The sequence below is a fragment of the Desulfosporosinus sp. genome (assembly GCF_014237355.1).
Lineage (GTDB): Bacteria > Bacillota > Desulfitobacteriia > Desulfitobacteriales > Desulfitobacteriaceae > Desulfosporosinus.
This window is the reverse complement of record NZ_JABZFS010000018.1, coordinates 1-25,855: the sequence shown is the minus strand read 5'-3', so window position 1 is coordinate 25,855 and position 25,855 is coordinate 1. Positions and strand designations below refer to the sequence as shown.

19 protein-coding genes and 1 other annotated feature are annotated in these 25,855 nt (G+C 41.7%); of the genes, 10 read left to right on the top strand and 9 right to left on the bottom strand.

What is annotated here, in order from left to right:
- Nucleotides 1-326 precede the first annotated feature (326 nt).
- The 3 genes from HGJ98_RS04255 to HGJ98_RS04245 form a co-directional block, all read right to left on the bottom strand.
- Nucleotides 327-1,349, bottom strand: coding sequence for a BMP family protein (locus tag HGJ98_RS04255; protein ID WP_291349815.1), 1,023 nt, complete (start codon nucleotides 1,347-1,349; stop codon nucleotides 327-329).
- A gap of 175 nt (nucleotides 1,350-1,524) precedes the next feature.
- Nucleotides 1,525-2,322, bottom strand: coding sequence for a response regulator (locus HGJ98_RS04250; protein ID WP_291349814.1), 798 nt, complete (start codon nucleotides 2,320-2,322; stop codon nucleotides 1,525-1,527).
- Nucleotides 2,323-2,331: 9 nt separating this feature from the next.
- Nucleotides 2,332-4,050, bottom strand: a complete 1,719-nt coding sequence (locus HGJ98_RS04245; protein ID WP_291349813.1) for a sensor histidine kinase — start codon at nucleotides 4,048-4,050, stop codon at nucleotides 2,332-2,334.
- A gap of 259 nt (nucleotides 4,051-4,309) precedes the next feature.
- On the opposite strand from HGJ98_RS04245, the gene HGJ98_RS04240 reads away from it, so the two are divergent.
- Nucleotides 4,310-6,049 carry an ABC transporter ATP-binding protein gene (locus HGJ98_RS04240; protein ID WP_291349862.1) on the top strand — a complete coding sequence of 580 codons (1,740 nt, stop codon included), beginning with the start codon at nucleotides 4,310-4,312 and terminating at the stop codon, nucleotides 6,047-6,049.
- The gene (locus HGJ98_RS04235; protein ID WP_291349812.1) at nucleotides 6,046-6,939 is read left to right on the top strand and encodes an epoxyqueuosine reductase; all 894 of its coding nucleotides are present in this window, start codon (nucleotides 6,046-6,048) and stop codon (nucleotides 6,937-6,939) included. The genes HGJ98_RS04240 and HGJ98_RS04235 overlap by 4 nt, the downstream gene beginning before the upstream one ends.
- On the opposite strand, the gene HGJ98_RS04230 is transcribed toward HGJ98_RS04235, so the two are convergent.
- From HGJ98_RS04230 to HGJ98_RS04220, 3 genes are all read right to left on the bottom strand, one after another.
- A complete protein-coding gene (locus HGJ98_RS04230; protein WP_291349811.1) occupies nucleotides 6,869-8,086 on the bottom strand; it encodes a pyridoxal phosphate-dependent aminotransferase in 1,218 nt (405 codons plus the stop codon). The two genes, HGJ98_RS04235 and HGJ98_RS04230, sit on opposite strands and share 71 nt — an antisense overlap.
- 141 nt (nucleotides 8,087-8,227) lie before the next feature.
- Nucleotides 8,228-8,464, bottom strand: a binding site (T-box leader).
- 101 nt (nucleotides 8,465-8,565) lie between these two features.
- Nucleotides 8,566-9,426 (bottom strand): AraC family transcriptional regulator, encoded by an 861-nt coding sequence (locus HGJ98_RS04225; RefSeq protein WP_291349810.1) that lies wholly within the window; start codon nucleotides 9,424-9,426, stop codon nucleotides 8,566-8,568.
- A 170-nt stretch (nucleotides 9,427-9,596) separates the two neighbouring features.
- The gene (locus HGJ98_RS04220) at nucleotides 9,597-11,729 is read right to left on the bottom strand and encodes an acetate--CoA ligase family protein (RefSeq protein WP_291349809.1); all 2,133 of its coding nucleotides are present in this window, start codon (nucleotides 11,727-11,729) and stop codon (nucleotides 9,597-9,599) included.
- Between the two features lie 423 nt (nucleotides 11,730-12,152).
- Between HGJ98_RS04220 and HGJ98_RS04215 the strand changes: the two genes are divergently transcribed.
- The 4 genes from HGJ98_RS04215 to HGJ98_RS04200 are packed head-to-tail and all read left to right on the top strand — an operon-like array spanning nucleotide 12,153 to nucleotide 14,804.
- Nucleotides 12,153-12,509, top strand: coding sequence for a BlaI/MecI/CopY family transcriptional regulator (locus HGJ98_RS04215; RefSeq protein WP_291349808.1), 357 nt, complete (start codon nucleotides 12,153-12,155; stop codon nucleotides 12,507-12,509).
- 3 nt (nucleotides 12,510-12,512) lie between these two features.
- Nucleotides 12,513-13,424 carry a M56 family metallopeptidase gene (locus HGJ98_RS04210; protein ID WP_291349806.1) on the top strand — a complete coding sequence of 304 codons (912 nt, stop codon included), beginning with the start codon at nucleotides 12,513-12,515 and terminating at the stop codon, nucleotides 13,422-13,424.
- Nucleotides 13,425-13,435: 11 nt separating this feature from the next.
- On the top strand, nucleotides 13,436-13,876 hold the full coding sequence (locus HGJ98_RS04205; protein WP_291349804.1) for a hypothetical protein: 441 nt from the start codon (nucleotides 13,436-13,438) through the stop codon (nucleotides 13,874-13,876).
- Nucleotides 13,866-14,804 (top strand): hypothetical protein, encoded by a 939-nt coding sequence (locus tag HGJ98_RS04200; RefSeq protein ID WP_291349802.1) that lies wholly within the window; start codon nucleotides 13,866-13,868, stop codon nucleotides 14,802-14,804. Before HGJ98_RS04205 ends, HGJ98_RS04200 begins: the two co-directional genes overlap by 11 nt.
- A gap of 52 nt (nucleotides 14,805-14,856) precedes the next feature.
- Here HGJ98_RS04200 and HGJ98_RS04195 read toward each other — a convergent pair whose 3' ends face one another.
- A complete protein-coding gene (locus tag HGJ98_RS04195; RefSeq protein WP_291349800.1) occupies nucleotides 14,857-17,307 on the bottom strand; it encodes a DsrE/DsrF/DrsH-like family protein in 2,451 nt (816 codons plus the stop codon).
- Between the two features lie 301 nt (nucleotides 17,308-17,608).
- Between HGJ98_RS04195 and HGJ98_RS04190 the strand changes: the two genes are divergently transcribed.
- From HGJ98_RS04190 to HGJ98_RS04180, 3 genes are read left to right on the top strand one after another with little or no spacing between them, the layout of a single operon-like run.
- Nucleotides 17,609-18,229 carry a TetR/AcrR family transcriptional regulator gene (locus HGJ98_RS04190; RefSeq protein WP_291349798.1) on the top strand — a complete coding sequence of 207 codons (621 nt, stop codon included), beginning with the start codon at nucleotides 17,609-17,611 and terminating at the stop codon, nucleotides 18,227-18,229.
- A 39-nt stretch (nucleotides 18,230-18,268) separates the two neighbouring features.
- The gene (locus HGJ98_RS04185; RefSeq protein ID WP_291349797.1) at nucleotides 18,269-19,666 is read left to right on the top strand and encodes an MFS transporter; all 1,398 of its coding nucleotides are present in this window, start codon (nucleotides 18,269-18,271) and stop codon (nucleotides 19,664-19,666) included.
- Nucleotides 19,667-19,678: 12 nt separating this feature from the next.
- The gene (locus tag HGJ98_RS04180) at nucleotides 19,679-22,240 is read left to right on the top strand and encodes a PEP/pyruvate-binding domain-containing protein (protein ID WP_291349795.1); all 2,562 of its coding nucleotides are present in this window, start codon (nucleotides 19,679-19,681) and stop codon (nucleotides 22,238-22,240) included.
- 517 nt (nucleotides 22,241-22,757) lie between these two features.
- Here HGJ98_RS04180 and HGJ98_RS04175 read toward each other — a convergent pair.
- Nucleotides 22,758-23,480: a DUF3169 family protein gene (locus tag HGJ98_RS04175; RefSeq protein WP_291349793.1), complete on the bottom strand. Its 723-nt coding sequence runs from the start codon at nucleotides 23,478-23,480 to the stop codon at nucleotides 22,758-22,760.
- Nucleotides 23,473-23,688 carry a helix-turn-helix transcriptional regulator gene (locus HGJ98_RS04170; RefSeq protein WP_291349791.1) on the bottom strand — a complete coding sequence of 72 codons (216 nt, stop codon included), beginning with the start codon at nucleotides 23,686-23,688 and terminating at the stop codon, nucleotides 23,473-23,475. The genes HGJ98_RS04175 and HGJ98_RS04170 overlap by 8 nt, the downstream gene beginning before the upstream one ends.
- Before the next feature lie 888 nt (nucleotides 23,689-24,576).
- Between HGJ98_RS04170 and hcp the strand changes: the two genes are divergently transcribed.
- Nucleotides 24,577-25,855 (top strand): hydroxylamine reductase (gene hcp, locus HGJ98_RS04165; protein ID WP_291349861.1); only part of this gene is annotated, 1,279 nt, incomplete at its 3' end.

Genomic DNA, 25,855 nt, shown 5'->3' with positions numbered 1-25,855 from the left:
TACCCTGAAAAATCTCCAAAACACGCTTAAGAATAGTAGCCCCAAAAGACAGGGAGGCTTCGATCCACAGGAGTGAACCCATTGCATGGAGAGGCGGTAAGGCTCACAAGCTTATCTTGGGAAGCGGAGCCACGGGTTCACGTCAGGTATTACCCTGAGGTTTGGCGGAGCTCCCAGGTCAGCGCGTGGGCGAGCCTCGGAATGCCGAGTACGAAGACACTGTCTTCGCACGAATTAGCTGATCTTGCACGGATGTGGACGAAGCCGCCCGACCCGAATGAATCCATTTTCATCCTACGATGGCGCCCTTATAGCAGCATAAGGGTCTATTTATTGACAAACATCGCGTTAAAATCAACTTCACCTTTTTTAGCCTTCTCCATGCCTGCAGCTACTTTGTCTTGGACATCTTTACTAATGTTGGCTGTATAGACCGGCTTAAAGATATTCTCAGCAATTCCTGCTTCATGGACTTTGTTGCCATCTAAACTGCCATCAAGGTATTTTTGAATAGCCCATACATAAAAGGTTTCAAAATCAAACACCACAGAACCTACAACAGTATTGGGATCAATGGTTGTCTGATCTCCCGAGAAACCGATGAATTTAACCCCTTTTTCTTTGGCGGCCTGGATAGAGCCTAAACCAACCTGATTTGCATAAACAAACATCACATCGGCACCATTATCGATCATTGTACCGGCCATTTGTTTGCCTAAAGCTACATCATCCCAGCTATTTGCATAGGCACGAACTGCTTTGGCATTTGAAATTCCGCGCTCTTTGGCGAGATCCACAGCGACTTTTTCATAGACATCCAGTAAATGTTCCATAGCCTTGTTAGGGAAACCGCCGATGGTGGCAAATTGACCGTTTTTGCTGACTTCTCCAGCCATTAAGGCAGCTATATAACTTGCCTCATATTCTTTGGGGAAAATCGGGGCGACATTTGGGCCATTGCTAACCATTCCATTGACGACGCAAAAAGTTGTTTTGGGATAGTTTGCTGCAACCTTATTGGCCGCTTCATCAAATTGAGTACCTGCTGCCATAATCAGATTATAACCACGCTCTGCATAATTTCTAAAGGTAGACTCATAATCAGCAGCCTGTACGTTTTCCACATATTCCATTTTTGTGCCAAGAGTTTCGTTGGACTTAACCAGCCCGGCGTAGTTTGTGGCATTCCAGCTTTGATCATTAATAGGACCAGGTAACATAAGAACCATTTTGTAATCGGTTGCACCTTTTTTGCCTGAATCTACTGTGGTGGTGCCACATGCTGTCAGCAAGAACAGCATTAATACAGCCAAGACAGTCGCTGTCAATTTGGACCTTTTCTTAAACATTTCTCTTACCCCCTAATATAATCTTGTTTGCCTTACCAAAGGATTAGGGTCAGCCCTTTAAATCTTAGCCCTATTGTAACAAAAACAAGCCGCTCTCATAGTAACAGTCATGTCGAGTTTCTAGCACTATCTTGATACAGCACTTCAGATCTTGTCACTTTCTTAACATTTTGCACTATTTTGCTTTAGGGCTGTTTTTTCTCCGCTCATCCTCCGGAGTAATTCCCATATACTTTTTGTAAAGTCTAGAGAAATAACTTGGATTCTGGTACCCTACCCTATACGCTATATCTATAATTTTAAAATCTGTATTGATCAATAGGGTTCTTGCATGGGTTAGTCGATAGTTGATCAGGTAAATACTAAAGTTTTCGCCGGTTACCTCTTTAAACAATCGGCTGAAATACTCAGGAGACCGATACACCTGTCCGGCAACATCGGCAAGGGAAATGGCTTTATTAAAATGTTCATGAATATAAATTAAGGCCTTTTCAATAAATTGATTGTTGTTATCATTATGCTCGCCGGAATACTCTGTCAGGGTTTTTTGGGCCGCGCGTTCCAACTGATCCGCGATTCTTGGTCTGTCATATTGCTTAGAGCGATCCTCTTCAATCTTTGCCAGTATTTCAATTAATTCCGAGCTTCTTAATTCAGACTTTAAGATGTATTCCTTAGCACCGCAGGTGATTGCTTGTTTGGCATAGGAAAAATCAGCGTAATTTGTCAAGATAACAAATTCCGTCTGGGGCAGTACTTTCTTAATATTTTTCATCGCCGTAATTCCATCCATTTTGGGCATTCTGATATCCATTATCACCACATCAGGCTTCTCTTTGACAGCCAGCTCATGGGCCTGCAAACCATCTGATGCGATTCCGACAATCTCCAACCTGGTATTTTTATCTTTCAGACAATAGTTCAGCCACTCCCGAATCGGCAGCTCATCATCTGCAATGACAATTCTTAGCATAATTCCTCCCTAAGCATATCGTAATTTAAGGATTACTTTAGTTCCTTCCGGCTCATTCTGTTCAATGCTCAGACCGTAGGCACCTCCGTAAAGAATTCTAATTCGTTCATGCACATTTAAAATTCCTACTCTGCTCATTTGAACCTCTTTATTAAAGATCTCGGTAATTTTCTCCTGGCTCATGCCGATTCCGTTGTCGGAAATCGTGATGTATAAATCATCATCTGCTAACTCAGCTTCCACCTTAATCACAATCAATCTATTGACCTGCAAGCCGTAAAAAATAGCATTTTCAATAATTGGCTGCAGGATAAAGGAGGGGATCTGAGCATTTAAGGTGTTTTCATCCAGTAAAAATTCTACGATAAAAGCGTTGGCATATCTCATCTTTTGAAGAGCTACATAGTCCTCCAAGTGCTTAACCTCATCTCTTAACAGTACGAATTCATCCCCTCGGGACAGCACCCTTCGCAACAGCTTAGAAAAATGATAAAGCATCTCCTCTGCTTCTTTGTTTTTCCCCATTTCAACATAAAAACGAATGGAGCTTAAAGTGTTATAGATAAAATGGGGGTTGATTTGAGCTCGCAAAAAATCAAGCTCCAGCAAGCGTTTTTGTCGTTCATTGTTGACGTTTTCTTTAAGCAAAAAATTCACCCGCTGAATCAGTTCATTAAAGGAAATGGAGATTTCCGAAAACTCCTTATAGGCACTATCCTCAATTTGAATGGAAAGATTACCGTGATTGAATTCAGTCATTTTATTGGTGAGTAAACTTAACGGTTCCGCAATTTTTCTTCCTACAGCGCTTAGTACCACGCCAGTTAGTAAAATGCATAAAATCCCAAAAACAATTAAAAACAGCTCAATTTTTTTGAGAGGCATCATGGCACTTTCTAACGAAACAGACTCAACAATGTACCAGCCGTAAGCGCTAATCGGTTGAAAAATGAAGAGCTTATCATCTTTCAAATAATAGTTATCCAACTTATTTTTGCTATTGGCTTCAACAAAGCTATTTAGTTTTTCAGTGATTTTGTCTTTCTCCTTGTGAGAAATGATCAACCCATCCTGGTCAACAATAAAGAAATCCTTTTCTTCATTCGTCAAACGAATATAATTATCATCCAGTAGTTTTTCATTGACGTTTAACAAGAGCACCCCATAGTTTTGTTTGGAAATATAGGCTTCAACTTTTCTGGCTACCTGGAAATAATAATTATATCCCCCTGTGGCAGTAACGTAAGACTTGATGGGAAAAATTTCACTATCCTGGGCATTTTCCAGTGCTTTGTCAAAGGTTGCTAAGTCACCCTCCTGATTGGATGACATGGAATAGGAGGTGGAGTAGGTATTGCCGCGCTTATCGATCAAATGGGCGTCGATGAGCATGGCCGTACTTCGATAAGACCAGATGTAACCCGACATAATTCCTTCAATTTTCAGCAGCTGTTCCTTGTTGGCACTCTCTCCGCCTGAGCTTTTTTTCAGTGATTCAATAATACTTGTATCATAGGCAATGCGGCTGGCTAGAACTTCAACATCCTTTAATTCCTGATTGATCCTGATGGCAATCTGTTGAAGCATATTAGTGTTCAGCTGAATCACCTCTTTGAGGATAACTGATTCCGCATATTTATAGGTCGAAAAAGCCAAAAACGTAATGAGGCATTGGAGAATAATAAACAGCATAATGAACAACTGAAGAATTAAACTTCTTTTTTTCATTTCACAATTTTCCTTCAACCTGGAATTCTTTAAGTAACATTACTCAAGAAACAAATTCGACAAGGCTTAGAATTACCCTGCACCCCTTGGGAAAAGCAGCAACTATTTACGACTCCTTCATTTGGATGTTTTACAATCTCTGGGTTCTCCTTCGTAGAACAACCATAGCATCTGCGGAAAGTATTCAGAATTGCTTAACGATCTTAGTATGTTAATATTGTCTAAAGCAACAAACAGAAAGGCAAGTGGCATTCCGCAAATGAATATCCTTAAGAGATTTATAGCCTATTATAAACCCTACAAATTCCTTTTTTACTTTGACATGTTTTGTGCCATCATTGTTTCCGCAATTGACCTGGCCTTCCCCCAAATACTTAATTACCTTGCTAAAAATTTATTTACCCAAGACAAGGAAACAATCCTGCACTCCATAGGATTTATCGGCTTGGCTTTACTGGCGATGTATGTACTTAAATATTTTTGTCAGTATTTCATTATTTCCTGGGGCCACATCATGGGAGCCAAGATGGAAACCGATATGAGAAGGGATCTTTTTAATCATTTTCAGAAACTGTCTTTCACATACTATGATAAGAACAACACCGGTGAAATGATGTCCAAGCTAGTAGGAGACCTCTTTGATATCTCCGAGCTGGCACATCACGGACCGGAAAACGTTTTCATATCCACCCTTAAGATCATTGGTTCCTTTGCTCTCTTAATGTTAATTAATGTCAAAATGACCTTGATCCTGCTGGGAGTTACCTTAATCATGGTATTGTTTACAATTTATAAGAATGTTAAAATGGCCCCCAGCTTTGCTGACAGCCGTGTAAAAATCGCCGCTGTCAACTCCGGTCTGCAAGACAGTCTAGCTGGAATCAGAGTTGTCAAGTCCTTTGCCAACGAAAACCTTGAACAGAAGAAATTCAGAAAAAGCAATCACCAATTCTTAGACTCCAAAGTAAAGATTTATCATCTAATGGGCGGTTTTCACGCCTGGAATTCTTTCTTTGAAGGGCTTCTCTATGTTGTCATTATTGTTTCCGGCGGACTATTCATTGCCGATGGCTCATTAGGAATTTCAGATCTGGCCATTTATGTACTTTACATTAACCTCTTTATTAACCCCATTAATGTCTTAATCAACTATACTGAATCCTTTCAAAAGGGGTACGCCGGGTTTAAGAGGTTTATTGAAGTATTGGACACGGAGCCGAATATCGTGGACAAGGACGATGCCATACCCATAACTGACGTAAAGGGAGAGATTCGGTATAAAAACGTATCCTTTCGTTATAACGATGATGCTAAGGTTTTAGATAATGTCAGCCTCACTATTGGCGCCGGACAAACCATTGCTTTGGTGGGACCTTCCGGAGGCGGGAAAACCACCTTATGTTCTCTGCTGCCCAGATTTTATGATGTGGCCTCCGGTTCCATAACCATTGACGGCAAGGATATCCGGGATGTCACTTTAGAATCTTTGCGAAATGCTATTGGCATCGTGCAGCAGGATGTCTATATGTTTGACGGTTCTATCAAAGAAAATATTGCTTACGGCAAAGCAGGCGCCACAGAATCAGAAATTATTGAAGCAGCCCAAAAAGCCAATATTCACGAGTTTATCGTGTCCCTTGATGAGGGCTATGACACTTATGTAGGAGAACGAGGGGTCAGACTCTCAGGCGGCCAAAAGCAAAGGCTTTCCATCGCCCGAGTGTTCTTGAAAAATCCCCCCATTTTGATTTTAGATGAAGCTACCTCCGCTCTGGATAATGACAGTGAACGATATATCCAAACATCACTGCAGAAACTATCCCAAAACAGAACGACAATCGTGATTGCTCATAGATTAAGTACCATTAAAAATTCCGACGAAATTATCGTCGTCACTGATCAAGGCATTCAAGAGAGAGGCAGTCACAAACAACTCATTGAACAGTCGGGAATCTATGCTCATTACTATAATATGCAATTTGAAGGTTTGGAAGTGTGAACCAGAAAGGGGCGGTACAGTTGACGGGTGAAGGGGTTAAAGTAAACCAAGAGATCACTGATCTGATTACAGAATATGTTAGAAACTATCATGACTTAAAAGGCACTGAATTTGATTGGCGATATCCTGTCATCGGGTTCGCCGATGCTCAGGATTTGTTGTTTCCGAAATTAAAGGAATTAATTGGTCCAAAGCATGCACTTCCTTCGGACCTTGTTCCAGATGCCAGATCAGTCATAGCTTTCTTTTTACCGCTCTCCAAGGAGGTTGTTAAAAGTAATACTCATGGAGAAGAGAGTTCTAGGGAGTGGGATATTTCTAGCATTGAAACCAATAATTTAATTGATGACTTAAATAAATACCTATTCGAAAAACTATCACAAAAGGGATATGTGTCCTCATTACTTCCTGCTACCTATAATTATGACGGAGAAAAACTGATTAGTGACTGGTCGCATAGACATGTCGCCTATATTGCGGGAATTGGTAAATTCGGGATCCATAACATGTTTATAACTAGGAGCGGATGTTGTGGCAGATTAGGGAGTGTAGTAACCAATTTAGCGTTGTTGCCGACGCCGCGAACAGAGGACGAATATTGTCTGTACAAGTATAATGGGACATGTAAAAAATGTGTAGAAAGATGTGTCAATAATGCCTTTCAAATAGGAACTGATCAGCTGTTTTGTGATCGGACGAGGTGTAATCAACAAATTTACGATAAGCTTGTGCCAGTATATCCAATTGGTATAGGGGATACCTGCGGAAAATGTATGTGTGGCGTACCTTGTTCATTGGTAAGCCCTACCGAAAAGTTAATCAGGCCTGCCGATAACCCTCCAGAAAATCGCCCAGGCGGTCACAGGCAATTTTTAATTCCTCGATTTTAGGCAAATAGACGATACGGAAATGATCAGGCATTGGCCAGTTAAATCCACGCCCATGAACCATAAGGATATGTTTTTCATGAAGAAAATCCAGGATGAATCTTTCATCATCCGATATATTAAACCGCTTGATATCAATCCGGGGGAAGACATAGAAGGCAGCTTTAGGTTTAATCACCTGAAGACCAGGAATATTGTTTAAGGCATTAACGATATAATCCCGCTGCTCATAGATCCGTCCTCCGGGTAAAAGAGTTTCGTCGCATGTATGGATGTCAGAAAGGGCTGTTTTAATGACATACTGGGATTGTACATTTGAACACAACCGCATGGATGACAAAATGTTTAACCCGCCAATATAGCCGCGAGCGTGGGATTTGTCTCCGCTTAGGCACATCCATCCGCAGCGAAATCCGGCAATCATATGGGATTTTGAAAGGCCGTTCAGGGTTACAACTAATAAATCGGGAGCCAATGAAGCAATGGAAGTATGCTGATAGCCATCCATCACAAGACGGTCATATATTTCGTCAGAAAAAATAATCAGACTGTGCTGTCGGGCAAGTTCTGCAATCTCTTCCAATAATTCCGTTGAATACAACGCACCGGTGGGATTGTTTGGATTAATAATAACAATGCCTTTCGTCTTTGAGGTTATTTTCCTGCTGATATCTTGGATATCGGGATACCATTCAGACTGCTCATCACAGATGTAATGGACGGCTTTTCCCCCTGACAATGTAATAGCCGCCGTCCACAGCGGATAATCGGGGGCGGGAACAAGAATCTCATCTCCGTTGTCGAGCAGTCCCTGCATAGCCATAAGAATTAACTCACTGACACCATTTCCAGTATAGACATCATTTACACCAACCTGGGGTATTTTTTTATATTCACAATAATTTACGATGGCTTCACGGGCTGAAAGAATACCCTTTGAATCCGAATATCCTTCCGCATTGTGCAGATTTTCGGTCATCTTATGAATGATCTCTCCGGGAGCCTTAAATCCGAAGGGGGCAGGGTTGCCGATATTTAAACTCAAAATATCGAGGCCTTGACTGCGCATGCGCTCAGCTTCCTCAAGCACAGGCCCACGTACATCATAACAGACATAATCCAGCTTTTTTGACATATTAAATGTTTTCATTAAAATCCCCCACTTTCAAAAATTATCATCTGCCAAACAGGTGGTTGAATAGCTTTCTGCTTTAACGAAAGGCGGTTTTTATTTCTTTGCCTCGATAGGCCGAAGCCTACAAATTATAAAAGCCCTAAGCTGATTTAATCAGCTTAGGGCGAATTAATAAATCCGTGTTACCACCTAAATTCAGAGGTTACTCTGCTCTCTAACGGCATAAAATGCCGCTTCCGTTATAACGTACGGAACTCCGGTAAAGCTTACTGGACAGATATCATTCGGCTAAACAGCTCAGAAACGGCTTCCCTGTTTCTTCACGAAGATTTTCACCAACCATCTTCTCTCTAGACATCTAAAACAGGTACTATTTTTCTTCATAGCTTAGTGTATTAATTTTTGTCATTATAGTTTAAGAATTTAAAAAAGTCAATAACTTTTTTATTGGTCTCCTGTCAAGGTTTTTTTGCCTGCTGCCCCTCATTGTTCGGCTATTGCTTCTTTTCAACGGGCAGCCAGACTTCACATCGGTAGTCCTCCGCCTGTTGATTCCCTTCAAAATAGACTTCGATATCGGGAGCATTGGCGTATTCGTAACCGGAATTGGGCAGCCATTCGCTCACAATACGCTTTTGCAGATTTTGTATAGCGGCGGGCATGGCCCCGATACATTCAAAGATAGCCCATGTACATTCCGGAATATGATACTCCGCCATTTCCTCTGGCGTTTCCTGATCGGTAGCCACGGCAATGTAATAATCGAAATCCTTACCGTTCATGCACGTGCTTACCCCAAGGATGCCCTTCGGCTCCCGGTTCATTAGGGTGCAGAGTTTCGGAATAACGCCGCTTTGCACTGTCTTTTGCCAAAACAGCGGCACCTTGGCGAAGGATTCTTCAATGTTCATGGAATAGTGCTCTCTGACACCTGCAATTTTAAATGCGCCCTTTTTCTCGATTCGATAGTTCATCTCAGCCTCTCCTTTGATCGTTATTTTGAAGCTGATGGGTGGATAGGCTTTCAGCTTAACGCCTTCTGCTCTTGCGACGGACGGGGCCATACCGTGAACACTCTGAAAAGCACGGTTGAAAGCCGTCGGGGATTCATATCCATATTTAAGCGCAATGTCAATAATTTTTTCATCGCTGTTTTGCAAATCGAATACCGCTCTGGTCATCTTCCTCCTGCGGATATACTCTGAAAGAGGTAGGTCCGCAAGATAAGAAAACATACGCTGAAAATGAAACGACGAACAACGGGCGATCTGCGCGACGCGCTCCAGGTCGATTTCATCCTCCAAGTGTTCCTCCATGTAGTTTATCGCTTCATTCAGGCAACTGAGCCACTCCATACCATCACCTCTCACAATCAAAGTATATTAAAACCCGTATTGGCCGTCCTCTCTTTCCCTGCACGGATATAAGAGGCCTGCCGCTTTTGAATACGGACAAAAAATCGATACCATCCGGTTATATAGTCTTGATTCCAGATCTAAGGGGTTCCCTTTAAATATAATCCCAGTCACTTTCGTAGAACAACCATAGCATCTGCAGCCTTAACACCCATTTTAGCAGGATATACTATTAAGGGGTTGATATCCAGCTCTTCAACTCGATCCCTCAGTTCCGTTACCATGGCAGATACCTTCATAATTACATCCACAAGCGCATCTAAATCGGCGGGTGGTTTTCCTCTTACTCCCTTGAGCAGCCCGAAACCCTTAATTTCTTTGATCATATCCAGGGCATCTCCTGGACTAAGTGGCGCTACACGGAAGGAAACATCGTTTAATACTTCTACGTAAATTCCGCCCAAGCCAAACATAATGGTTGGACCAAATACTTTGTCCCTAGTAACCCCAATAATTACTTCAATACCCTCCGACAACATTTCTTGTACTAACACCCCGTTAATCCTGGCATCCGGCTTATGTTTTTTCGCATTTTGCAGTACAATCTTGTACGCCCTTCTTACGTCTTCTTCCGTGGACAGATTAAGCATTAAAGCATTTGCTTCGGTTTTGTGCGGAATATCCGGTGAATCCACCTTGAGAACGACTGGATATCCTATCTGCCCAGCCATAAAAGCAGCCTCATCCTCATTTTGGGCCAAGCTTTCCTTTGTAACCGGAATGCCGAAACTGGCTAGGAGGTTCTTAGACATCCCTTCGCTTAAAACACCTTCAAAGCCATTCAAATCAACGTTGCTTCTTTCCCCTTGAGTTATAACCGGTATTTGATAGTCACTATTTTTCCGTTTACGTAGAAACTCCGCATAATCAGCCATCTGAGCCAGTGCACGTACTGTCAAGGTTGGATTAAAGAACACAGGCAACCCAGCCCTACGTAACTCTCTGACCCCTTCGCCTTCGTCAGTTCCAGGGTAAACCCAGGGATTAAGGACTATGGTCTTACTGGTAGAATTATAAATATCAATAACTCCCCGGGCAATTTCAACTCCGTATGGTTCAAATAATTCAAAGTTTGCAAAAATCATATCTATGTTATCATCCTCAACTAAAGCCTTCAAACAGGTCAAAAGTATTTGTGGATGTGTCATGAACTTACCTGTCATATCGATGGGGTTCTGGGCGGATGCAAAGAAAGGAAGAACCTCTTTCATCTTGGCCATTGTGCTTTCTTTAAGCATGGGAAGGGTTAAACCCAGCCCCTCGCACGCATCGGCTAGAGTAACTCCGATACCACCGGAAATACTCACTATGGCAACGTTTTTTCCCTGGGGTAACCGGCCTGCTGAAATTAATGGGGCAAAGGCAATCATCTCTTCGTACCCATCAATTCTGATGATCCCTGTTTGTTTAAAGAAACCATCATAGATCTGGTCAACCCCTGCCAGAGACCCGGTATGCGAGGAGGCAGCCTTTGCTCCAACCTTACTTCGCCCCACTTTCATAATCATTATGGGTTTTTGAAGTTTCGCTGCTTCTTCAGCCACTCTACGTAATTTAGCCCCATCTCTCGCGCCCTCAAGATACCCCCCTACCAGCTTGGTTGCGTTATCATGAATCATATATTCTAAAAAATCAGAAAATTCCGTGTCCGCTTCATTGCCCACACTAACGAAATAATTAAACCCAACACCGTTGGCAAGAGCCTCTGCATAGATCAAGACACCATAAGCACCGCTCTGGGTGACAAACCCTATAGATTTTGAAGCAACGTCTGGTATATCGACAATATGAGCAAAAGAAGCCATGACTCCGTTAATGGTATTAATCAACCCTACGCTATTAGGTCCACACAGTCGAATACCGGACTCCTTAGCCAACGCTGTTATTTTTTCCTGAAGTACACGCCCTTCTAAACCGATTTCTGCAAATCCCGAACTAAAGATGACTGCTGCACAAACACCCTTGGCAATGCACTGTTCCAGAGCGGCATAGACCCCATGAGCAGGTATTGAGATTATGACCAAGTCCACTTTACCAGGTATATCTGCCAAGGATGGGTAACATTTTTGGCCAAATAGTTCTTTATAGTTTGGGTTAACAGGATAAATCTTACCTTTATATCCTCTGTTTATCAGCGAAACCTGTGGTTTTGAGCTAGGTTTAGTTGTATCACTTGAAGCTCCAATAATAGCTATTGATTCAGGTTCAAAAAATTGTTTTAAAGAATTTACATAATTTAACATATGTTTCACCTCATACATAATAAACTCTCGAAATCCCGTTCTTCAAAGACAATTTAAGGAAAACGCTACGCGTCTTTTTACTATACATGTCTTTGCTATGAAAGCAACTCAAGGTCTATGTCATCCTGAAGGAGGTACGACTGAAGGATCTAGATCCTTCGCTGCGCTCAGGATGACATGAGTGAAAGAGCACCCTAAAGTTATACTTTCTGAAACGTAATGAAAAAAAGTTCCTTATAGTTTGTTCCACATTTTTACTTGTTTTCCTTCATTGATGCTTGAATATTCCAAAATAAAACAAAAAGGCGCCATGTCTAGTCCCTAATCATCATAAACATCATAAACATCAAAATAATCTTTACACCTCCAGACTATTATAGTAGTATGTATCTATACTACTATAATAGTCTGGAGGTTTTATTTTTGGCATTGGTTAAGCTTTTTGACAGCGAACTCAAAATTATGGACATTGTGTGGGATAAGGAGCCGGTATCCGCCAAAGAAATCTCTCTTATCGCGGCAGAAACAATCGGTTGGAATAAGAATACAACGTATACCATTATTAAAAAACTGATGGATAAAAATGCCCTCAAACGGACTGAACCGAATTTTATCTGTACTTCCCTTGTCCAAAAAGCAGAGGTACGAAAGGCTGAAACCCAAAGCCTTATCGACAAGTTGTACAACGGCTCTAAAAAAGCCTTTTTCGCCTCCTTCATAGAAGATGACCTTTCTGAGGATGAGCTGGAGATGTTGAAAAAACTGATAGAAAAGAGGTAGTCCATGCTCGCTGAACTGTTTTACTGGGTACTTAATATGAGTATCATCGGCAGTGTTGCCGGATTGCTTGTTTTGTCAATGCGCAAACTTAAGATTCTACCTCGTTTTGCAGTCTATGTCTTATGGCTTCTTCCTCTGATCAGGTTCTGGCTGCCTTTTGGAATTGCTAATCAATACAGCCTGCTTAACCTAATTTCTAAGTTCACCACCAAAACAGTGATTATCCGCCAGGAACTGCCTCAGATCACAACCAGCAATAGTATAATGGCTGCCAATCAATATTTCCCTCTCGAATACAAAACCGACTTGCTTAAAAACCTATTTAATGTCGCATCCCTGATTTGGATTATAGTTTCCTGTGCTGTCCTTCTAATCTTAGTACTGCTCTATTTCTTTACCAAATCAGAGTTGAAGACAGCAAAGCTTATAAGCGGCAATATTTATAAATCAGACAAAATTACCGCTCCGGCTGTCTATGGTATTATTCAGCCAAAAATTCTTATCCCTGCCCAGATAGCTGCTGGAGATCTAGACTATATCCTTCTGCATGAACAGGTGCATATTGCGCGCAGAGACAATCTATTTCGGGCCATAGCCTTGCTGACGGCCTGCATTCATTGGTTCAATCCACTATGCTGGGTATTCCTAAAATACTTTTTTGCCGATATGGAACTGGCCTGTGATGCAAAGGTTCTCAAAAACCTCAATGAACGGCAAACCAAGGAGTATGCCCTAACCATACTCACCTGCGCTTCAGGCAAAGCTTTCTTCGCGTCGGCATTTGGCGGAACAAAAACAAAGCTGCGCATCGAAACGATCTTATCCTACAAAAAGCTTACTCTCTTTTCTTCACTCTGCATTGCTGCCTTGGTAATCTCAATTGCTATCATCATGATCACCAACGCCACTGTTTAGGAGGTGCTTCTTTGAAACGAGTTTTCTTAATAATTTTGATTCTTTTCTTGCTGCTGACGACATGTACAAAGCCGGACAGCAACAACCTGCTGAAGGCAGACAATGTTACCATAGGTTATGGCTTTTCCAGTTATGCAATGTTTGGAGCGGATCAAGAGGTCGTCGATAACTTGCTTAGTCACTTCAACTCTCTCAGCTTTAAAAGAACTGCTAAACAAATGGATCCGGCAACTGCCTTTCATGTGAATTTTTCCTATAAGGGAAAAGGGGTTAAAAGCTTCTGGGTTGATAAGAACGGTGTATTTTGGCTTGACGGTAAGACAGAATGCTTTACAGTCTCTTCCGGTGACTTAAACTATCAATACATAAAAACCGTCTATGAAGACAGCCAAAACATCTCAGCCAGACAAGCAACCAAAGCGCATTTCAGGGTGAACACTTATGACCTATAAAAAATTCTATATACTGTCACTGTCTATCCTTTTCTTAGCCTCTATTTACCCCCTATACATGGGTTTTGTAACTCTGGGCAATTATTTACAACATGGTTTTATCAATGTGGTTGATTATCAAAAATACATTATTCCTTACACCCCTTTATGTATTGCCTTAATTGCTTCGGCCGCACTCATGCCCCTCATCTTTAAACTGTGCAAAAGATATACTCTGCCGGTGGTTTCAGTTATGGGAATTCTATTATTCTTCGCTTTTGAATATGGCTTTGAACAAATTAAAGTAATCGAAGGCTATGTGGAAATGCCCCTTGAATCCTGGCAATTAAGCTTATGCATGGCAACCCCGGAGGTCCTCCGCTCTATCGGCCAACCTATCTATGCAGCGAATAATCCGGCTTTCAAATTTCACTTCTACCTTATTGCTATTGTCATCATACTTGTCGTGCTGAATGTGATCTATGGTTTTGGAAAAATGATCAGAGAACAGAATTTTTCTAAAAAGCATCTGATGATTGCTCAAGGGATTTCCGCTTTGTTATTCATTAGTCTTTGCATTTTCGCCTGTTTTACCGCTTTTTACAGAAATGGCACGCTCCATATTTCATCCTTATCCGCCCTACTAATGTCCGGATTCTTTACAATCTTCGGCATCACCATCGGTATTTATTCCGGCACGATGTTTTATGGAAAAAGGAAACTGTTCTCAAAGATCATACCTGCCTTATTTGCCTCCTTGACAACACTCCTCATGTATATGGGGGAGCTGGTACTGATGGATGGGGTTCTCTTCATCTATGGCAAGGGATTCTTCTTTGAATCCCTAGAGACAATTCCCTTCTCACCAGCCGACCTTTTAGTTATTCTGTGCTCCGGACTGATTACCTATCTCCTTATGCATATTGCAATGTTGAAAGCCCGGAGATAAAAATCTCCGGGCTTAGCTTTTGACGAATAATGACTAGAAGGCTTTAGTAGGTTTAAATAAATAAATTAACGTTTGAATCCTCTGCTTCTCCTAAATAATAACCAACTCCGCCAATTTTAACGCCGTCCAAAAGTTCCTCTTGTCTTAGACCCATGACATCCATCGACATTTGGCAGGCTACGACCTCTACTCCATTGCACATTGCTGCACTGATAAGCTCTTCCAAGGAAGAAACATTTTTGTCCTTCATGACTTTTCTGATCATTTTCCCCCCCATGCCCAGCATATTCATGTTCGATAACTTAAGCCGTTTGCTACCCCTCGGCATCATCATGCTGAACATCTTATCCATAAAGCTCTTTTGAGTACTGACCTTTTCGTGTTTACGCAAAATATTTAATCCCCAAAAGGTGAAAAACATCGTAACTTTCTTTCCCATGGACGCAGCTCCATTGGCGATAATGAAGGAGGCTATAGCTTTGTCCAAATCTCCGCTGAAGACCACTATTGTCTTATTATCCTTTAACGCCACAACTTGCGGCTCTTGCTGAACTGAGTCCCTGTGAGCACCTTTTTTTATGAAGGCTGTAATAATCCCTCCGGCCTTAGCTACGTCTATGAGGTGATTATTGGTTCTTTTACTCCAAGCTTTAATATCCTCATAAAATCCTGGATCAGAGGCCAAAATTTTGAGTATTTGACCCTGCTTTAAAGGATCCATGGCAGCTTTAACTTGCATCAATGGTCCAGGACAACACAGCCCGCAAGCATCAATACTTTTATCAAAATGCCCATTAGGGGGATCCACTTCATGGGGTCCCGGATGGTCATACTGGCTCTCAGCGCCTGTGTTTTGCGGCTGGAATTCTTGCAGCGAGATAGTTTTATAGCCGCCGGTAATATTTAAGACATTATAGCCATTTTGACTTAAGATCCTGTCGGCTATATAGCCCCTTAAGCCCACTTGACAGTATTCTATTATCGGTTTATTCCTGTCTAACTCGCCCATTCTGTCTCTTAAGCTGTCTAAGGGAATATTGATGGAACCGGATAGGTGCCCATTGTTATATTCCTCTTCCGTTCTCACATCCAGAAGGATTGAATCCTTAAGTTTAGTCAACTCGATATCCTTCCAGGCTGCTACATGAGTTCTCCCGGCTAGCACGTTTTGAGCTGAAAATCCAGCCATATTTACCGGGTCTTTGGCCGATGAGAATGGCGGAGCGTAGGCTAATTCCAATTCGGCTAAGTCGTCTACCGTTCCTTTTAAGCGAATGACAGCAGCAATAACATCAATTCGTTTGTCAACGCCATCATAACCGATTCCCTGTGCTCCCAGCACTCGACCTTCATCATTAAAAATCAGTTTCAAGGTTAGCTGTAAAGCAGCCGGGTAATAGGACGCATGCGCCACAGGATGAACGTAGACGACCCGATAAGGCAGATTGGCATTTTGCAAACTTCGCTCATTGGCCCCTGTGCTGGCCGCCGTCAAGCTGAAAACTTTAAGGATCGAGGTTCCTTGAGTACCCTTATAAATGGAATTCAAACCCGCAATATTATCCGCTGCGATTCTCCCCTGCTTATTGGCCGGTCCCGCCAAAGGGATAGCCGTCTTCTCTCCGGTAATAAAGTCGACAACCTCGATGGCATCTCCTACTGCGTAAACACCCTTTACATTGGTCTGCATTTTTTCATCAACGATGATATGGCCTTTCGATCCTAACCTTATTCCCGAGTCTTTTAAAAAGGCAGTGTCAGGGACTACGCCAATGGCCAAAATGACGAGATCGGAAGTCACCACTTTTTCGCTGTTCAAGGTTACTTCGATTTGGCTGCCAACCTCTTTGAAGGCTTTAACTCCGTCACCTAGAATTAGATCCACGCCATTTTCAGCTAATTCCTTTTCAGCCATGACCACCATGTCTGAATCAAAAGGAGCTAAAATATGGGGAGCTGCTTCGACTAACGTGACCTTCAATCCTCTCTCAATCAGATTTTCAGCCATTTCAACTCCGACATAACCTCCACCAATTACTATGGCGCTATTGGTGCCCTTTTGATCAACATAGGCCTTGACTCTATCTGTGTCCGGAATATTTCTCAAAGTAAATAGTTTCGAACTGTCTATCCCCGGGATATTGGGTCGGAGGGCTTTGGCCCCGGGTGATAATACGAGATCATCATAAGATTCTTCGTAGATCCCTTGATCCTTACTTCTGACAGTCACGCTTTTCTTTTCTGTGTCGATGCCAACCACTTCACTATTGATCCTCACATCAACGTTAAACCGGGCTTTCATAGCCTCAGGTGTTTGGACGAGAAGTTTCTCTCGTTCCTTAATAGTTTCACCAATGTAATAGGGAAGACCGCAGTTGGCAAAAGAAATATATTCATCTCTTTCAAACAAAATGATCTGGGCTTTTTCATCAAGTCTTCTAAGTCGCGTGGCTGCGGAAGCTCCCCCAGCTACGCCTCCGACTATGAGTACCTTTTTTGTCATAGAATTATTCCTCCATTTGCGCTAGTAAATGATAGTTTGACACCTAAATGCAAACTTTATTTCCAATTCCATTTCGGGCTTGAACTGAAAGCTCCCTTGCTTAGGCCCATGCTCATTATACCCCCCAGGGTTATGGGGGTCAATGGGAAATAAATAACAAAGTTTTATAACGGTTTGGTCAGTGATACCAAAATTAGAGCTTGCAGGTAAATAAGGGAAGGTATATAATGACCATGGTATATTTGTATACCATGGTCATTATAACTGGGTTGATATAATAATATAATGAGGTGGATTATTGATGACAAAAGAACCAAACCGGCAGGAAAGGAAGAAAACTCAAACCAGAGGGTTGATCTTCGAAGCAGCGATGGAACTCTTCTTAAAGCAGGGCTATGACGATACAACTGTTGAACAAATCGTAGCCAAAGCTGATGTGGCCAAAGGTACATTTTTTAATCATTTCCCTACCAAGGATGCAATATTGTCTGAACTTGGTCGACAGCGAGTGGAACTGGCTGAAGTGTTGCTTCAAAAAGAGTTCAGTCTCCTTAGCAGCGCCCAAGAAAAGATCATTTGTTTACTAGAGGTGTTTGGCCAAGTTAATGAGGAGAACAAGGAAATTACAGAACTAGTGCTAAGAAACACGTTTGTTCAAATGTTCTCTGATGTTGAGCAGGAGAAACAAAACCAGCAGGAATTTATATCGGTCATTGAGGGCCTTGTGAGCGAAGGACAGGTACAGGGCGAATTTGTTAATAATGCTGAGCCTAGGCATGCAGCTGAGATCATTGCCGGCATGTATTTCTTCACTCTTTACCAGTGGGTACAAGACCAACTAGAGAATTCTTTGCAGCTAGAACTACTCGCCAGGACTAAAATAATCTTAAGAGGAATACAAACCAGACAGAAAATAGAATAGAGTCACTTGAACAGAGAGTGAGCAGGGGGAACGTTTGATATGGCGTTTATAGGAATTCTCCTGGGGATGTCCGCATCCATTATGATGCAGACCATTCTAGCCACTGTGCTACCGCAAGTGGTTGGCGAACTTGGGGGTGCCCAACTTTACAGTTGGGTCTTTAGTGGGTATATGGTGACCTCAACTGTTACTATTCCGATATTTGCCAAGTTAGCTGATTTATACGGGAGAAAACGTTTTTATTTAGGGGGTATGCTTGTCTTCTTAATTGGTTCAGCTTTAAGCGGGACTGCAGATTCAATGACCGAGCTTGTGATTTATCGGGCGTTTCAAGGTTTGGGCGCTGGCGCTATCGCACCGGCAGCTATTGCAATCATAAGTGACCTATTCCCTATTGAACAGCGGGGAAAAATGCTGGGTATTTTAGCTGTAGTTCAGATCCTAGCTAATTTGATGGGGCCTTTACTAGGCGGTTATATCACAGATAATTTTGGCTGGCAGTGGTCCTTTTTTGCCGTGCTTCCTGTTGGAATATTAGCTTCGATCTTTGTAGAAAGGGGTTTGTCCGAATTATTAAAGCCTTCCAGTGCATCGGATTTTGCTAAGATCGATTGGGCAGGCGGTCTATTATTAGGGATTGGAACTGTCATGTTTATTCAAGCACTAAGAAATTCGGTTGATTGGCAAGGAAAGCCCTTATTAACCTTATTACTTTTTGGTCTAGCTGGAATATTTTTTACGGCTTTTTTCAGGCAGGAGAAACGCCACCCTGACCCTGTTGTTTCACTGGACTTATTAAAAACACAAAATGTTCTAGTATCCTTGGTAAGCGCCTTTTTATTGGGGGCAGCCATGTATGGAACAATAGCAGTTTTACCGATCTATGGACAGGGGTTATGGGGGGGGACTTCCCTTCAGGGAGGAAAACTTTTACTTCTCTTTACGTTAGGAACAGGTCTAGGTGGGATTGTAAGCGGCAAGTTATCTCAAACGTTCAGTTATGCCAGGTTAGCCACAGGTGGCTGGACAGTGGTAACCATGGGGTTTACTTTGCTTGCTTTTACAAGCAGAATCGATGTTTCTAATTTTCTCATGGCTTTATTAAACTTGATTAGCGGTTTTGGCTTAGGCATAACTATAGCGCTCTTTTTGTTACCGGCTCAGAACTCGGTGGCGGAGAATCGGAGAAGTGTCGCAGCTGGTCTAGTGCAGCTATCCCGTAATCTCGGAGGAGCGATTGGGATCCCCCTTATTACAGGGTTACTTACTGCTACGGGTGGGTTAGACCGAACCACTGGGACGACCGGCAAGTTTTTCGTAATTTTCCTGGTCCTGGCCCTACTTTCGGCATTGGGGGCAATAATCGGCAATCGTTTCAAAGGTTCCGTTATAACCGACCGGGAAAATTCCCGAGTTAAGCCTTTTCAAAACAATTAAGGAGGCGGTATAGTGAAGAATCGGTATATCTATTGGTTCGATGAACTGGACAAAAATGCACTTGCTATTGTAGGTGGTAAAGGTGCTAATCTTGGAGAACTGGTAAAAGCTGATTTTCCCGTTCCTGGAGGATTTTGTATAAACGTGGAGGCGTATAAAAAGACGGTCGCTGGCCTTGAAGAGAAGATCCATTTAGTGTTAGACAGTGTTGAGTGGGTTAAACTGGATGATGTCGAAGAAAAGGCTGGACAAATAAGAACAATGATTCTGCAGAGCGCTGTATTCGATGACTTACAAGTCGAAATTAGCAAAGCATACTTAAGCCTGAGCGGGGAAATACAACCTGAGGGAGCACTGGTTGCCGTACGTTCATCCGCTACTGCGGAAGATTTGCCTGACGCTAGTTTTGCTGGACAGCAGGATAGCTATCTCAATGTTCGGGGAGAAAAAAATGTACTGGACCATGTTAAACGTTGTTGGGCCTCTTTGTGGACGGCTAGGGCCATGGCTTATAGGCAAAAACAGGGCTTTGACCATAAAACAGTCTTTCTTTCGGTAGTCATCCAATTAATGGTTGATTCTGAAGTCGCGGGAGTAGCGTTTTCGGTAAATCCATTGAATGGGAAACTGGAACAGATACTTATTTCATCATCCTACGGACTGGGGGAAACAATAGTTGCCGGTACGGTAACACCGGACTCCTTTGTTCTAACCAAAAAGGATCTTTCTCTTGTTGAAAGGACACTTGGGTTGAAAGAGAAACAGCTAATAAGGGAACCGGGTGGAAACAATCAACTCATTGATGTACCAAAGGCATTAAAGGAACGATTTTCTCTCTCTGCCGAGCAATTAAAGGAATTAGGCAAATTGGTGTGTAGGGTCGAAGAACACTATAACACACCTATGGATATTGAATGGGCATTCTTTCAAGGAAAACTTTACCTATTGCAGGCTAGACCAGTTACTACGCTTAAACAGGATATTAGTATAAAGGATAGTCTGGTTTCCGGAAAATTGAGTAGACTTCAGCAGTTTATGATTGATGATATTTTAGAACACTATCCGGAAGCTCCTACACCGCTGGATTATTCGGTAGTTACAATGAGTTATCAATCCTTACTGGACTCGGTGGCTGACTTAGGAAATGTCTCCCAGGCTACGGAAATTATGACGCTGAGTGAGGATGGAGACTTAAGATTAAATCCGCCTAAAATACGGCCCTCCGTCCGAACCTTATCGATACCTTTCAAGCTCTTTCGGAAAAACGCGTTAACGACTGACCACTGGCATAACACCTATGGGAAAAACATCAAACCTTTTGTCGATGGCGTCATAGCGGAGGATCTAGCCGGAGTAAACGAGTCATTAATGCTTGAACAATTTAGGGAGATATTTGGCCTAGCACGTAAGGTCTGTGACTTAAGGTTTTATTATATATTTAAAGCTAACCTCATACCGATGACTGCCCTTTCCCTAATCTTGAAGTTGTTCACTCCTAAAAGTCAACGACCTGTTTTAACGGATCTAATAATGACTGGTTTGGATTATAAAACGGCTGTGATCGACCGAGAAATTAATCGGCTTGCAGTTTTTGCCTACCAACATCCGGAAGTAAGAACGGCTTTTATCGAAGAAGACAGGGATGTCTTCTTTGGAAAGCCTATGAAAGAAGTATTTTCTCGCCTAACAGGGGGAAACGAGTTCTTACTAGGTGTTGATCGATTTCTCAAGGAATACGGTTTCCGTACCGAGAAAATGTATCAACCGTTTAGCGGAACTTCATGGCTTGAAGATCCGGCCCGTTTCTTAGTAATTATTAATGCAGCCCTGCAAGACACGTGCTTAGAGAAAAGGGAAGGAATTGAAATCGAGCGCAAGAACAAACATGAGCAATGGGTAAATTCGTTCAGTGCTAGTTTAAAAGGACCTATAAGACGAATCTTCGAAAGGAGTTACTTAAAAGCAAGAGAAAATCACATTATACGAGAGGATACCTTGTTTACTTTAGAAAGTTTATTTACGGTCGGTCGGAAGATTACCGATGAATTGGGAAAGCGCTTAGTCTTGAGGGGATATCTAAATGGAGCGGAAGACATCGTTTTCCTTACTGTGGAAGAAATCACGGAAGCTTTTTTAGGAAGAATTAATAGAAATAGTTGTATTCAAATGATAAAGGTACGGAAAATTAGAAATGCCGTCAATCAAACCTTATGGAAAAAAGCTCTTTATAGAAATTTGGATAGCAATGTAAATTCAGAAAGCCTTAAAGGACTGGCGGGTAGCCCCGGAATGGCTAAAGGGCCAGTGCGGATAATTACTGGCGTTTCTGATTTCGGAAAACTAAAAAAAGGAGACATTTTAGTTTGTCCTTATACCGATCCTACTTGGACTCCTTTATTTGGTATGGTGGCTGCAGTGGTAGCGGATACTGGTGGGCCGTTATCCCATGCGGCTATTGTAGCGAGGGAATATGGTATACCCGCTGTTTTAGGCACGAAGGTGGGAACGAAATTTTTCCAAGAAGGAGAGGTTATTCTTGTAAATGGTGAGGATGGTTCAGTGCATCGAATTTAGTAGTAAACAAATTCGTACCTCCTGCAGCCAATTCCCCCGATAACTCCTAAAATAGAGCGACACAAGGGGACGGTTCTTCTGTGTCAATGTCTAAGCCTTTCGGACATGTGGAATGAAAAGCCAGTGACCTTGCATTTTTGCCGCAGGCTTAATCCATCATTTCTTAAACGCCTCAATATTTTGTTTGTGCATCCTTGTCCATCTTCTGTAAAGCCGTTACTGGTTTACCTTTCATTATTCTCTTGGTGTTTCATATGCTTCGGCTTTCGCTGATTCGTTTGGTCTTATCGCAATCCAGGCAGTGGTCTTCGTTATCCTCTTCTGTGAATTTTTGTGTTCCCACAATAGGGGCACTTTGCTTAATCTGTGATCTAAAATCCCTCCTTAACCTTTGTACATCATTCAATAAATTCGCTTGATTACCTATCCGTTATGCCAGTTTGCACTCCTCCCGCGATAAGCACAACACCGATATTGATGAAAATTCATACTGCCATTCCCTCCTTCTCTAGAATGACTAATGCCTGAAGGAATAATAATTGTATGAAGTCACTTGGATCAGCATTATCATACAGCTTATGAATATAGGGAATGTGCCAGTTTCCAATGTAATATTGCTTATCATCGTAATCACTATAAATCCTAAAGATACATTTTTTGATACTTGAAACGCGTTGTAACCACATTTATATATTCTAAGTTTTTCAGCTTCATCACAGCTTTCCAAAAAGTCCTTATGAAATCGAAGAGAAGTAGGTTCACCTTTTAAACGGTTATCAACTTTTTGTATATATCTGATAGCCACAATCTCTAATACCGATGCGCATATGACGCTAAACATAAACAGAAACATGACAAGTAAGAAATCCCCTCTGGTTTTATCAAAAGTCATTCCGAATAGCATCATGTTCAGTATTAAAAACACTCCATTAATTAGCATTGATAAATTAAATGAATCCTCACCGGCTTTTTCATAAGCATCGGCTCTGTCGTCTGATATGTTAATTTGATTATAATTTCTCTTAGCTTTCACATATTGATATACCGCTGGCAAAAATAAGCATAGAATCAATCCAATATAAAATGCAAAGCTATTTCTAACAAAAAAATCTCCGATTTGAACAAAACTACGAATATAATTAGGTTGATGTAGTTTGAGTAATCCCAACGAAAGGATTATCCCTATTACTCCACCAATACCCATTAAAAATACCATCTTAAATATTGTTTTCCTATTCATTCTCTTTGTCCTCCTTATAACAAAATACTTCCTCCACAGCCACATCAAATACTCTACATAGCTTAAGTACCAAGGTTATTGAAGGATTGTAATCGCCTCTTTCAATTAAGCTGATCGTTTGCCTGGATACACCAACTAATTGACCTAATTCAGCCTGGTTTATTCCAAGTTTTGCTCTTTGAACTCTTAATGTATTAGTTAAGGGCATATTCTTCTCCTTTCAAGAAATCTACTAACAGTGAACATTAATGCTCTAATATAGATTCCCTGCTTTTTCTGCTCCACTTTTTTAAAGAAGCTAAACCAAATCAAATGCAATTCCATTCCGCATCCTATAAAACGATAATCTTAGGTTATCACTCAATTTTTGATTTCGACAAGGAGTTCTTCATCCCCAATACTAGCTTTTTTCATCAACCTCTTCAGTTGGTTAATTTGTAATCTCTTTGATTCTTTTCCCCTAACATCTCTTCAATGGATTAAATATTTTTTTAATCGTTTTGCATAAAACTCCTTCCTCAAACATGATTGACAGTTTTGTTTTGCAATACGACAACTATGTTTGTCATTATTAGTGTATCACTGACAACTATTGTTGTCAACCAAGTTAAGGCCAAGTTAACGGAATGAATGATCATAGTCGTAAAAGCTACACTCGAGACGCCGTCATCAATAGCTGACCCTCTATGTTTATACGGAACTGACCGTAGCCGCCCCAGCTTGTAAGATGTTATATATTTTTCGGTTTTCTTGTGAAAAAGAATATTTTTTAGTATCAACTAGAGAAAAGTTTATGGACATTAAGTGCTACCCCAGTTATGAGATGTGGACATTACGATAGGGGTATTAATGAATCTTGTCCATCTCCCTTCATGGCGATAACAGACCAGATTGTGTGATTCAATTAACAGTTCAGATATGATTTATAGCACTTAAAAAAGATTGACTAGTCACAGTCTAATCCCTCTTCCTAAAGTATCATAAATTCATAAGTCATTAAACAAAAGGAGATTGAAACACAATGTCATTAAAAGATTTTTTCACATTTGGTGGTAAATCCCAAAACGATAAAGGCTTTGTAAAAGAAATCAATCCAATGTTTTGTTATCAATGTGAACAAACCCCTAGTGGCGGGTGCACTAAATTCGGAGTTTGCGGTAAGAACCCGGATATCGCTAGTCTTCAAGATACCATAATCTTTGGTTTAAAAGGGGTAGCGGCCTACGCCACACATGCACGGCAACTGGGTTATAGCGACCCGGAAGTCGAGAAAATAACTCACGAAGCGTTGTATTCAACCTTGACAAACTCAAATTTTAATCTTGCCGAAACCATTGGCATGGCCCTTAAAATTGGAACTGCAACCGTTAAGATTATGGATGTCTTGGACCAAGCCCATACAGCTTTGCTGGGAACACCAACACCAGTAACCGTTTCCGAAGACAAAATTGAAGGGCATTGTATTGTCGTCACCGGGCATAACCTGTTTGCCCTCGAACAGCTTCTAAAACAAAGCGAAGGCAAAGGCGTTAATATTTATACCCACTCTGAAATGTTGCCGGCGCACGGTTATCCTCATTTAAAAAAATATGAGCATTTGAAGGGTAATATCGGTAAGTCCTGGTTTGATCAGCGGCAGCTCTTTGAAGCTTTTCCCGGAGCAATCCTCGGTACAACCAACTGCGTGATGCCGATTAAAGGAAGTTATAGTGATCGATTCTGGTCCTACGATGTTGCAGGTTTGGAAGGAGTCGCAAAGATCGCCAATGATGATTTTACCCCTATCATCGAAAAGGCTCTGTCCTTACCTAAAGCGGATGTCAAATCGAATAAGACTTTGCTGACAGGATTTCACCATACCACAGTATTAGGTATTGCCCCACAAATTATTGAAGCCGTAAAAGCTGGGAAAATCAAGCGCTTCTTTGTCATTGCAGGCTGTGATGCACCAGGAAAAGGCGGCGACTATTATCGTGAATTAGCTCTCTCCGTTCCTCAAGACTGTGTCATACTAACCACTTCCTGCGGTAAGTTTCGTTTTAATGACCATGATTTTGGTACGATTGATGGAATTCCCCGTTATATTGATTTAGGTCAATGCAATAATTCCGGTTCAGCCGTGAAAATTGCTCTAGCCTTAGCAGATGCCTTTGGCTGCGGAGTAAACGACCTTCCGCTAACTATTGTTCTCTCCTGGTTTGAACAAAAAGCCGTGGCCATTCTATTGGGACTCTTTAGCTTAGGCGTAAAAAACATCTATGTTGGGCCAAAAGCTCCAGAATTCATTACTCCCGGTGTATTGAGTGTCCTCCAAGAAAACTTCAATCTTCAATTAACCGGAGATGTGAAGACTGACCTTCCCAATATGTTAGCAG

Bases quoted from the DNA above. Each gene is read 5' to 3' on its own strand.
- HGJ98_RS04200 (WP_291349802.1), top strand. From the start codon at position 13,866: ATGACCTATAAAAAATTCTATATACTGTCACTGTCTATCCTTTTCTTA.
- HGJ98_RS04225 (WP_291349810.1), bottom strand. From the start codon at position 9,426: ATGGAGTGGCTCAGTTGCCTGAATGAAGCGATAAACTACATGGAGGAA.
- HGJ98_RS04185 (WP_291349797.1), top strand. From the start codon at position 18,269: ATGGCGTTTATAGGAATTCTCCTGGGGATGTCCGCATCCATTATGATG.
- HGJ98_RS04245 (WP_291349813.1), bottom strand. From the start codon at position 4,050: ATGAAAAAAAGAAGTTTAATTCTTCAGTTGTTCATTATGCTGTTTATT.
- HGJ98_RS04240 (WP_291349862.1), top strand. From the start codon at position 4,310: ATGAATATCCTTAAGAGATTTATAGCCTATTATAAACCCTACAAATTC.
- HGJ98_RS04220 (WP_291349809.1), bottom strand. From the start codon at position 11,729: ATGTTAAATTATGTAAATTCTTTAAAACAATTTTTTGAACCTGAATCA.
- HGJ98_RS04250 (WP_291349814.1), bottom strand. From the start codon at position 2,322: ATGCTAAGAATTGTCATTGCAGATGATGAGCTGCCGATTCGGGAGTGG.
- HGJ98_RS04170 (WP_291349791.1), bottom strand. From the start codon at position 23,688: ATGCCCTTAACTAATACATTAAGAGTTCAAAGAGCAAAACTTGGAATA.
- HGJ98_RS04195 (WP_291349800.1), bottom strand. From the start codon at position 17,307: ATGACAAAAAAGGTACTCATAGTCGGAGGCGTAGCTGGGGGAGCTTCC.
- HGJ98_RS04190 (WP_291349798.1), top strand. From the start codon at position 17,609: ATGACAAAAGAACCAAACCGGCAGGAAAGGAAGAAAACTCAAACCAGA.
- HGJ98_RS04255 (WP_291349815.1), bottom strand. From the start codon at position 1,349: ATGTTTAAGAAAAGGTCCAAATTGACAGCGACTGTCTTGGCTGTATTA.
- HGJ98_RS04230 (WP_291349811.1), bottom strand. From the start codon at position 8,086: ATGAAAACATTTAATATGTCAAAAAAGCTGGATTATGTCTGTTATGAT.
- HGJ98_RS04175 (WP_291349793.1), bottom strand. From the start codon at position 23,480: ATGAATAGGAAAACAATATTTAAGATGGTATTTTTAATGGGTATTGGT.
- HGJ98_RS04210 (WP_291349806.1), top strand. From the start codon at position 12,513: ATGCTCGCTGAACTGTTTTACTGGGTACTTAATATGAGTATCATCGGC.